The organism is Papillibacter cinnamivorans DSM 12816, from assembly GCF_900176335.1.
Taxonomy (GTDB): Bacteria; Bacillota; Clostridia; order Oscillospirales; family Oscillospiraceae; genus Papillibacter; species Papillibacter cinnamivorans.
Map to the genome: position 1 here is coordinate 1 of NZ_FWXW01000016.1, position 9472 is coordinate 9472.

The following is a 9472-nucleotide window of genomic DNA, read 5'->3' on the forward strand; positions in this document are numbered from 1 at the left end:
GGAACAATTTAAAAAGCTGGAGGAGCGGAGAATCCCGGAAGGCATCGAATACGCATCCATTCAGGGGCTGCGCATCGAGGCCAGGCAGAAGCTGGATAAAATCCGCCCCAGAAGCCTGGGGCAGGCCTCCCGGATTTCCGGCGTCAGCCCGGCGGACATTGCGGCTCTGATGATTTTTCTGGGCAGCTGATTTTGACCGGTATGCCGGTAATGGGATCGAAATGGGCGAAGTTTGATAAAATTTTCACGAAAATCCTTAAAAGAAGGATTGCCTAATGCCGGCCGGAATGATACAATATGAAGAAGCGACAGGCTCCGGCCTGCTTTGCCCGCAGCGGATGTGGTTATTTTTCAGCCGGGCGCTGCCCGGAGGATAAAATATCTGTTGACAGGAATAAGACGGCGGCTTATGGTGTTGTGTAGATACACGGATAAACGCCGCGCGGGATCCTTTGGTTCAGGCCCGAGGTCCGACAGAGCGGGAAAAGCGATGAGACTGTTTTCCCGATCCTGCAGGAAAGCCTCCGGGGATGCACAGGCGCGGGAGCCTGGCGACTGTGAAAGCGCAGACACCTTTGGGTTTACTTTTTATCACTGCGAAAACAAGAAAGGAAGATGAAAAATGGGCTATATCCTCAATGATGAAGGCAATGATTTGCTACAGATGGTCCGGGAGTTTGCGGAAAAGGAAGTAAAGCCTTACGCGGCAGAATTCGACCGCACAGGGGAATTTCCGATGGAAATGTACAAGAAGGGCATGGAAATGGGACTTCACGCCCTGGAAATCCCTGCTGAGTACGGCGGCGGCGGACTTGACTACATCACCTGCGCCGCGATTTCCGAAGAGCTTGCCAAGGCCGACGCCGGGTTCTCCACGGGCATCAGTGCCGTGGGACTGGCACTGAAGCCGGTTCTGTTTTTCGGAACGCCCGAGCAGAAAAAGATGTTCTCCGATATCGTGGTGAACGGCGGCATGGCATGCTTCGCTCTGACGGAGCCCGACGCCGGTTCCGACGCGGGAGCCACCAAGACCACCGCCGTGCGTGACGGAGACGAATACGTCATCAACGGTTCCAAGTGCTTTATCACCGGCGCCGCTCATTCCGACGTCATGGTGGTATTCGCAACGGTTGACAAGTCCAAAGGCCTCAAGGGCGTTACCGCTTTCATCGTGGAAGCCAACCGGCCCGGCATCAGCATCGGCAAGGAAGAGGACAAGATGGGCATCCGTCTGTCCAACACCGCCTCCATCTCCTTCGACGACGTGAGAGTTCCCGTGGATCACCGTTTGGGCGCCGAAGGCGAAGGCTTCAAGATCGCCATGGTCACCCTGGACGCCTCCCGTCCCTTCGTGGGCGCCGGCGCCGTAGGAATCGCCCAGCGGGCGCTGGACGAAGCGGTCAAATATGCCAAAGAGCGCATCGCTTTCGGCAAACCCATTGCCAACCTTCAGGCGATCCAGTTCATGCTGGCCGACATGGATATCAAGATCGAGACCGCGCGGCAGATGATCATTCATGCCCTTACTCTGATCGAGAGCAAAAAACCTCACTCCAGAGAATCCGCTATCGCAAAGTGCTATGCAGGCGATATCGCCATGCAGGTGACCACCGACGCAGTGCAGATCCTTGCCGGATACGGCTACAGCAGAGAATATCCGGTGGAGAAGCTCATGCGTGACGCGAAGATCTTCCAGATTTTCGAAGGCACGAACCAGATCCAGCGCGTGGTCATTGCCGGCAACCTGCTTCGCAAATAAACAATTTGCCTGCAGCGCGAAGGTACTTCGGTACATGATTTATCCGCTCTGGCACCGTATTTTTACGGTGCCAGAGCGATGCTATGACCAGCAGGTCTGAAAAAAGAAGGGGCCTGTGATTTTGTTAAAAAATTGACTAAAACCATAGCATATCGACATATTCTATGGTATAATGGCCGCAAAATAGCTGTTATACCGGGTGAACGGCACGATTTGCCTCCGTTTCGAAGGGCGGAACCGCAAACGATGCCATAGACCAAGAGACGCTTCGCGTTTGGGGCATAATAGCATTATTTCAACAACTCTGCGAAGCATGCAGAGAAAAATGAACAAGTGTAAGAAGAGGAGCTGATACTGTGAACATGCTGGTCTGCGTAAAACAGGTGCCGGATACCACGGAAATCAAGATCGACCCTGTAACGCATACGCTGATTCGGGCCGGGGTTCCTAGCATAGTCAATACCTTTGACAGCTATGCTCTGGAAGTGGCGGTCCGTCTCAAGGAAAAAGAAGGGGGCAAGGTTACCGTTATTTCCATGGGCCCCGAGCAAGCGAAAACAGCGCTGAAGGAATGTCTGTCCGTGGGAGCCGACGAGGCGATTCTGCTCAGCGACAGGGCGTTCGGCGGATCGGACACCCTGGCTACGAGCTATGTGCTGGCAACGGCGATCAAAGCCCTTGAGAAGAAGAAGGGCGAAGCCTTCGACATCATTTTCTGCGGCAAGCAGGCCATCGACGGCGACACCGCTCAGGTGGGACCCGAGATTGCGGAGCACCTGGGATATCCCCAAATTACCTATGCGGCCGACGTAACCATGGAGGACGGAGTCCTGAAGGCCAAACGGGAAAGCGACATGGGTTACGACATCATGACAACGACACTGCCCGCCGTCATCACGGTGGTCAAGACGGCTTTCGAGCCGAGATATCCCACCATCCGCAGCAAAATGGCGGCCAACAAGGTGGAAATCCCCACCATGACCGCGGCGGACATTGAAATCGATCCCAACAAATGCGGCCTGAAGGGCTCTCCCACGAAGGTTAAAAAGACCTTCACTCCCGTCAAGTCCAAGAACGGCATCAAGATCCAGGAAGAAACCAGCGAGGCGGCGGTGGCAAAGCTGATTGCTTATCTTGCCGACGCAAAGCTGATATAAGGGAGGAGGGACTTAAAATGAGCAATTTGGAAGATTACAAAAACGTTTGGGTTTTTATTGAAACGGAAGAGGGCAAGGCTAAAAACGTCGGCTATGAGCTGCTGACCCCCGCCAGAAATCTCGCGGATCAGAAAAAAGAAAAGCTCGTGGCCATCGTCATCGGCTATAAGGTCGAAGATGTGGCAAAGCAGTCCATCGCTCACGGCGCCGACGAGGCGATTGTCGTGGACGGCGAGGAATACAACATCTTCAGCACCGACGCATATGCAAACGCTCTGACCACTCTGATCGAAAAGTACAAGCCGTCCACCGTTCTGCTGGGCGCTACCAACAACGGCCGCGACGTGGGACCCAGGGTATCCTGCCGTCTGGGCACCGGCCTGACTGCCGACTGCACCGGCCTGGGGATTGATGAGGAGAGCGGAAACGTTGCCTGGACCCGTCCTGCTTTCGGCGGAAACCTGATGGCCACCATTCTCTGCCCCAACACCCGGCCCCAGATGGGAACCGTCCGCCCCGGCGTCTTCAAGCGCACACCTCCCGATGCCAGCAGGACAGGAAAGATCACCCATGAGGAAATCCACACCGCTGCCGACGCGATCCGCACCAAGATTTTAAAGCGGGTCAAGGAGGTTGCCGAAGAGGTCAACCTGGAAGAAGCGGAATATATCGTTTCCGGCGGCCGCGGCCTTGGAAAGCCGGAGAACTTCTGCTATATCCGGGATCTGGCGTCGGTGCTGAAGGGTACCGTGGGATCTTCCCGCGCGGCGGTGGACGCCGGCTGGATCGCCCATGCGCACCAGGTCGGGCAGACCGGCAAAACCGTGGCCCCGAAGATTTATATCGCCTGCGGCATTTCCGGAGCGATCCAACATCTGGCCGGTATGTCCGATTCCGATATCATCATCGCCATCAACAAGGATCCGGACGCGCCCATTTTCAACGTGGCCGACTACGGCGTCGTGGGCAATTTGTTTGATATCGTGCCGCTTCTGACCGAAGAAATCAAGAAGCACAAGGCCTAAGCACCGATTCTGATTTTAATCCGCGCAGGGGTTTTCCCCTGCGCGGATTTTTTGCGGCGGATTTAAAGATTCCGTACATCCCGGCCGTCTGTCCGAAGAACCGTAAAAGCCCGAAAGGCGGCGTTTGCCCGCAGAATCCGAATTTATCCGACATGCGCAATTCCCCGATTGACAAAGCGTCCAGTAAGTATATAATAGGTAAAGGACTTTGCGGCTTGAGGGCTGCTGCAAGGTCTCCCGACTTCGGGTCACTGTGCAAGAGGACTTATGAGGCATCGCCTGACATCGTGCTTCAGCATGTCCCGAACTTGTTTTGGTGGTGATGAGTTCAGATGAAGGGCCTGTTTTGAGGGCACATCAGACCGGGCCTGACCGTGGAAAGACGGGAAATGCCGGCGGCATGTATCCTATGGAGCATGTCAGCGAGCATAAAGCGGCAAACTGACTCCTTGCTGTTTTAAGCGGCGGCGCACCCTGACTTTTCCGCACCCATTGTTTCTTTGTAAACAGCCGGCATCATTCTTCTGCAAATCGTCATCAGGCTGCAGGTATTTATTTTCCGCGTCCGAACAATGCGAGGGATTTCCGGACGGGATGACCTGCGATTTGATGGCGAAGGTGTTTTGTGCGTATAACCGCCGAAATGCCGCCGCGGAATGAAGCCATTGGTTCACTGGGTCTCATCTAAAACTATTGCAAAGGAGATTAATTATGGGAGTTATCGGTTTGTTGCTGGGTATCGCAATCCTCATATTTTTCGCTTACAAAGGACTTGGCGCGCTGCCTCTTACCCTCCTTGCCGGAGTCGTGGTTATTCTGACAAACGGGATGCCCCTGTGGACGAGCTTTGCCGAGTACTACATGGGCGGATACGTAGGCTTCTTTAAGGCTTACTTCCTGATCTTTGCTTCCTCCGCATTCTATGCAAAACTCATGGAAGATTCCGGCGCGGCAATCGCCATCGGCTATAAGTTCATCGACTGGTTCGGAAAAAAGAGAGCGGTTCTGGTAGTATTCCTGGCCACCGCAGCCATGACTTACGGCGGCATCAGCCTGTTTGTCGTTATCTTCGCCGTGGCCCCCATCATCATGGTCCTCTTCCGTGAAGCGGATATCCCGAGAAGACTTTCCGTCGGTGTTCTGGGCGCCGGTGCCGCCACCTTCACGATGACCTCTCTCCCCGGCACCCCCCAGCTGACGAACGTTATCCCCACCAAGTTCCTGGGCACGACCCTGACGGCTGCCCCCGTCCTTGGCATCATCGCATCCATCATGCTCTTTGTCATGTGCTACGTCTACCTCGTCTGGGAAGAGAAAAGGCTGAGAGCCGCCGGGGAACACTTCTCCTATATCCCCGGAATCGACCCCTCCATCTATGAGGTCGACAGAGATAAGCTCCCCAACGCCGCTCTTTCCTTCCTGCCCCTGGTCGTTCTTCTCATTATGATCATCACCATGCGGAGCATTATGGATTCCACCGCGCTGGTTGTCCTGGCGATGTTTGTGGGCGCTGCTCTTGCGTATCTGCTGAACATAAAGAGATTCAAGAACATCAAGGCGACCATCAACACCGGCTTCGGCGGCGCTATCTCCGCCATTGCCTCCCCCTGCGCGGTCGTGGCGTTCGGTACCCTGGTAAAGAATGCCCCGGCATTCCAGGAAATCGTTGCGTGGGTTCTGAGCCTCCAGATGCACCCCTATGTTCTGGCGACTTTCGCAACGGCCGTTATTTCCGGTATCACCGGTTCTTCCTCCGGCGGTCTGACCATCACCCTTCAGACGATTGGTCCGCAACTGCTGGAAACCGGCGCGAACCCCGCCATCATGCACAGACTGATGGCCATTTCCGCCGGCAGCCTCGACTCCCTGCCTCACTCCAGCGGCCTGTTCCTCATGCTCTCGTTCCTGGGCCTGACCCACAAGGAAGGCTACAAGTTCCTGGGCGTGACGACGGTTATCGTACCTGCAATTACAACAGTAATTCTGGTAGCGGTCTGCGTCGCAATGGGTATATAGCCGAGCGCGTATTCTAAAATGAAACGGCATAAGCGGAGAAAACCGCTTATGCCGTTTTTTTATGTCTGGTCTTTCAGAAAATTATGGTATATGCTAGAGAAAGGCCCCAATACGCAAAGGGCAAAGATGACTGCAGGTACCGGACGTAAGGAGGAAATTTGCTTGAGTATCCTATTTATCTGTTATCCCAGGTGCACCACCTGTCAAAAGACAAAAAAATGGCTTGAAGAAGGCCGGATTTCCTATCAAGCGCGGGATATTCAGACGCAGAACCCCACATTTTTCGAGCTGAAAGAGTGGTGGGCAAAGAGCGGGCTTCCCCTGAAAAAGCTCTTCAACACCAGCGGACTGAAGTACAAGGAAATGCACCTGGCCCAAAGGCTTCCGGAGATGAGCGATGAAGAAAAGCTGAAGCTGCTCGCTTCCGATGGGCTATTGGTCAAACGTCCGGTTCTTGTGACGGAGAGCAGGGTGTTTTTCGGATTTCGGGAGAGCGAGTGGGAAGCGCTGAAGCCGCGGTGATACCCGGTTCGGTCAAAGATCGCACTCGCGGTCCGGCTTTAGGCGTTTCATCTTGCTGCGGCGGTATGCCTTCGGGTTTTCCGGTTTTCTGGTCACAGGATTGATGGAACCCCAGGTTCCCCGGGCGGCAAGCGCCCGTTTTCTGCGCTCCTTTTTACTCAGCTTTTCTACGGAAACGAACCGGGCCATCCATATTCCTCCTTTTTATGGGTAATATAAGCGCGGAGCCTGACTTTTCGCTATAGTCAAGCCTGCTGCAGACATTTACTACAGTCCGGCGACCCGGAATTCAATTCCAGCGAAATTACGTGAGTCTGCGAAAGATACATTTGAGAAAGGAAAAACACGATGGCGGAGATCTATCTTGCGGGAGGCTGTTTCTGGGGGATGGAAAAATATCTCTCATCCATCCGGGGTGTCACCGAAACCGAAGTCGGTTACGCCAACGGCAAAACGGCTCGTCCCACCTACGAACAGGTGTGCCGCGAAAATACCGGGCACGCCGAGACGGTTCATGTAAAATACAATCCGGATATCCTGAAACTGCCTTTCCTTCTGGAACTGTATTATGAGGCGATCGACCCCACTTCCGTAAACCGGCAGGGAGGGGACCGGGGAGAACAGTACCGGACGGGCATCTATTATACCGATCCGGCGGATCGCGCGGTCATAGACCGGTCCATTGAAAGCCTCCGGGGAAGAGTTTCCGGGCCCGTTGCCATCGAGGTCAGGCTGCTGGAGAGCTTTTATCCCGCCGAGGGATACCATCAGAAATACCTGGATAAGAATCCGGGAGGTTACTGCCATATCGGAGAAAAAGCAATGCGGCGGGCGGAGACGGCGGTGAGTCCGGCTGCGCGGTATGCCCCCGGCGACAAAGAGGCCCTGAAAGGCCGCCTTACGGAGCTGCAGTATCAGGTTACCCAGAACAGCGCAACCGAGCCGCCCTTCCGGAATCCCTATTGGGATGCCTTCCGGCCCGGCATTTATGTGGACATTACAACGGGGGAGCCTCTTTTTTCCTCTGCCGATAAATTTGAATCCGGATGCGGCTGGCCGAGCTTTGCAAGACCCATTGATCCCTCTGCGGTACGGGAAAGAACGGATCTGTCCCACGGCATGATCCGAAAAGAGGTGCGCAGCAGAGCGGGAGACGCCCACCTGGGTCACGTGTTCCAGGACGGGCCCCTGGAAAAAGGCGGCCTGCGCTACTGCATCAACAGCGCATCATTGCGGTTTATTCCGCGGGAGGAGATGGAACGGGAGGGATACGGATATCTGCTGGGATCGGCGGAATAACGCAATAGCCGCTTCTATATTTCCGACGGGCTTTTTCCGTAGACGATACAGTTTTTCCCTTCTTTTTTTGCACGATACATGTTTCTGTCGGCCCGAGAGATCAGTTCCTCCACCGTCAGTTTTTCGTCCTGCAGGGTATACAGGCCCAACGAAGCCGTGATGCCGGCGGTTCCGTCGGGCGTTTGAACCGACGAGGCTTCAATGTCCCGGCGAATCCGCTCCCCTACGGCCCGGCCCTGTTCCTCGGGAGCGCCGTTTAAGCAGATCAGCAACTCGTCTCCCCCGTACCGGGCTGCCCAGTCCGTGTCGCTGCGGATGCATCCCTGTATCATTTCGGATACCTTAACGAGAGCCCGGTCGCCGGTGGGGTGCCCGTAAGAGTCGTTGATGCTCTTCAGATTATCCAGGTCCAAAAACAAGACAGAAAGCGGCTGTTTCGCAACGGCCGCTTTTACGATGTCCACAGGCAGACGGTCATTTACAAAGCGGCGGTTATACAGACCCGTGAGAGAATCCCGCACGACGACGTCGTTCATTTGGGAGACCAGTTCACGCATCATATGCCCTTGTTCATATTCTCCGCTGCCCACCAGGATGCTGTTGGTGGCATCCTTCAGGAGCTCCAGCACTACGGGACGGTCGCAGCAGAGAATGGGAATGGCCATCACCATCATGACGGCTTCGGGGGTGTGTTCCAGCTTGACAAACCCGTCGTTTTCCAGATAAGCCCGAATGGAGATGCAGTTGTCGCAGATGCTGCCCCGTTCCCAGTAATCGTGGCAGATCTGGGCCGTTTCGCCGACGGCGCAGCTGTGCTTTTCCAGGACGACTTTTTGAACGGGATCCACGAGCCGCACCACGTGATACATTTTTTTAAAAAACAACAGGTTATCCTCGAGTTCTTTCAGGGTAATGGGAGCGCGCATACGTCTTTCACCTCATGAAATTACCGCTTTCCGGCCGCCGCTCGGCGGCGCCGGTACAAGCAGCATTATATGCAATCGCCCGGGCGTTGTCAAAATAAAATGAAGCGCAGTCTCCCTCCGAAACGGTTCAGACATATCCGCCGGTCCGTAAAAACCGGCAGAAACGCCCACGAGCCGGGATTTTCCGTAGGACCAGCGCTTTGGGCGAAAGGGGAACGGGAAGAAGACACTGAAAATCCAGAATAAATATGATATCATAATGAAACCGGGTTTTTTCCTTACGGGCCTGCCCATGCCGTCAAGGAGATACCGCCGGGGAATCGGAGGAAAGGAATTCGACCATATGATCTTCAAACCGTTAAAAACGCCGATGCTATTGACAATTCCGGTGCTTGCAGCCGTCTGTTTGCTAACGGGATGTTCTTTCGCCGGAGAAAATTCGGCCGCACCCTCAGACACCAATACCGTGCCGCCGGAGAGCAGCGCAATTGTGAGCGATTCTTTGCCGGAGCAAAAGACCGAACCCCCTGTAAGCATCCTGTTGGAAGACGTATTCGGGTTTACCGATAAGGATGGAAGGCGTCTCATTGTTCCGATACAGGACGGAGAAATCCAGGCGGACAGGCTGTCAAAGGCCGTGGGCGAATCCGGAAATCTTGTCACCGTGAAATTTACGGGAGTTCAGGAGCGAAGCCAGAATGACAACGGCAGGTTTACCGCCGATAATTTCGGCAATATAAAGGGGTATCTTTTCGACATAACGGAGGG

Annotated in this window: 10 protein-coding genes; 8 read left to right on the plus strand and 2 right to left on the minus strand. The window is 54.7% G+C overall.

Annotation, left to right across the window (positions count from 1 at the left end):
• The 6 genes from B9A13_RS13640 to B9A13_RS13665 all read left to right on the plus strand — a co-directional run.
• On the plus strand, window positions 1–190 hold a 190-nt coding region (locus B9A13_RS13640; RefSeq protein ID WP_143807042.1), incomplete at its 5' end, for a hypothetical protein.
• 432 nt (window positions 191–622) lie between these two features.
• Window positions 623–1759 (plus strand): acyl-CoA dehydrogenase family protein, encoded by a 1137-nt coding sequence (locus B9A13_RS13645; RefSeq protein ID WP_084235708.1) that lies wholly within the window; start codon window positions 623–625, stop codon window positions 1757–1759.
• 356 nt (window positions 1760–2115) lie between these two features.
• A complete protein-coding gene (locus B9A13_RS13650) occupies window positions 2116–2916 on the plus strand; it encodes an electron transfer flavoprotein subunit beta/FixA family protein (protein WP_084235709.1) in 801 nt (266 codons plus the stop codon).
• A gap of 17 nt (window positions 2917–2933) precedes the next feature.
• A complete protein-coding gene (locus tag B9A13_RS13655) occupies window positions 2934–3941 on the plus strand; it encodes an electron transfer flavoprotein subunit alpha/FixB family protein (protein WP_084235710.1) in 1008 nt (335 codons plus the stop codon).
• Between the two features lie 711 nt (window positions 3942–4652).
• Entirely contained in the window at window positions 4653–5957 is a 1305-nt protein-coding gene (locus tag B9A13_RS13660) for a GntP family permease (RefSeq protein WP_242942876.1), read from the plus strand.
• A gap of 168 nt (window positions 5958–6125) precedes the next feature.
• Window positions 6126–6479 carry an arsenate reductase family protein gene (locus tag B9A13_RS13665; protein ID WP_084235715.1) on the plus strand — a complete coding sequence of 118 codons (354 nt, stop codon included), beginning with the start codon at window positions 6126–6128 and terminating at the stop codon, window positions 6477–6479.
• 12 nt (window positions 6480–6491) lie between these two features.
• On the opposite strand, the gene B9A13_RS14180 is transcribed toward B9A13_RS13665, so the two are convergent.
• Window positions 6492–6668 carry a hypothetical protein gene (locus B9A13_RS14180; protein WP_159448157.1) on the minus strand — a complete coding sequence of 59 codons (177 nt, stop codon included), beginning with the start codon at window positions 6666–6668 and terminating at the stop codon, window positions 6492–6494.
• Window positions 6669–6827: 159 nt separating this feature from the next.
• Here B9A13_RS14180 and msrB point away from each other — a divergent pair, with 159 nt between their 5' ends.
• Window positions 6828–7778: a peptide-methionine (R)-S-oxide reductase MsrB gene (gene msrB / locus B9A13_RS13670; protein WP_084235711.1), complete on the plus strand. Its 951-nt coding sequence runs from the start codon at window positions 6828–6830 to the stop codon at window positions 7776–7778.
• Window positions 7779–7792: 14 nt separating this feature from the next.
• On the opposite strand, the gene B9A13_RS13675 is transcribed toward msrB, so the two are convergent.
• On the minus strand, window positions 7793–8704 hold the full coding sequence (locus B9A13_RS13675) for a GGDEF domain-containing protein (RefSeq protein WP_084235712.1): 912 nt from the start codon (window positions 8702–8704) through the stop codon (window positions 7793–7795).
• 490 nt (window positions 8705–9194) lie between these two features.
• Here B9A13_RS13675 and B9A13_RS14020 point away from each other — a divergent pair.
• On the plus strand, window positions 9195–9472 hold a 278-nt coding region (locus tag B9A13_RS14020), incomplete at its 3' end, for a hypothetical protein (protein ID WP_200809734.1).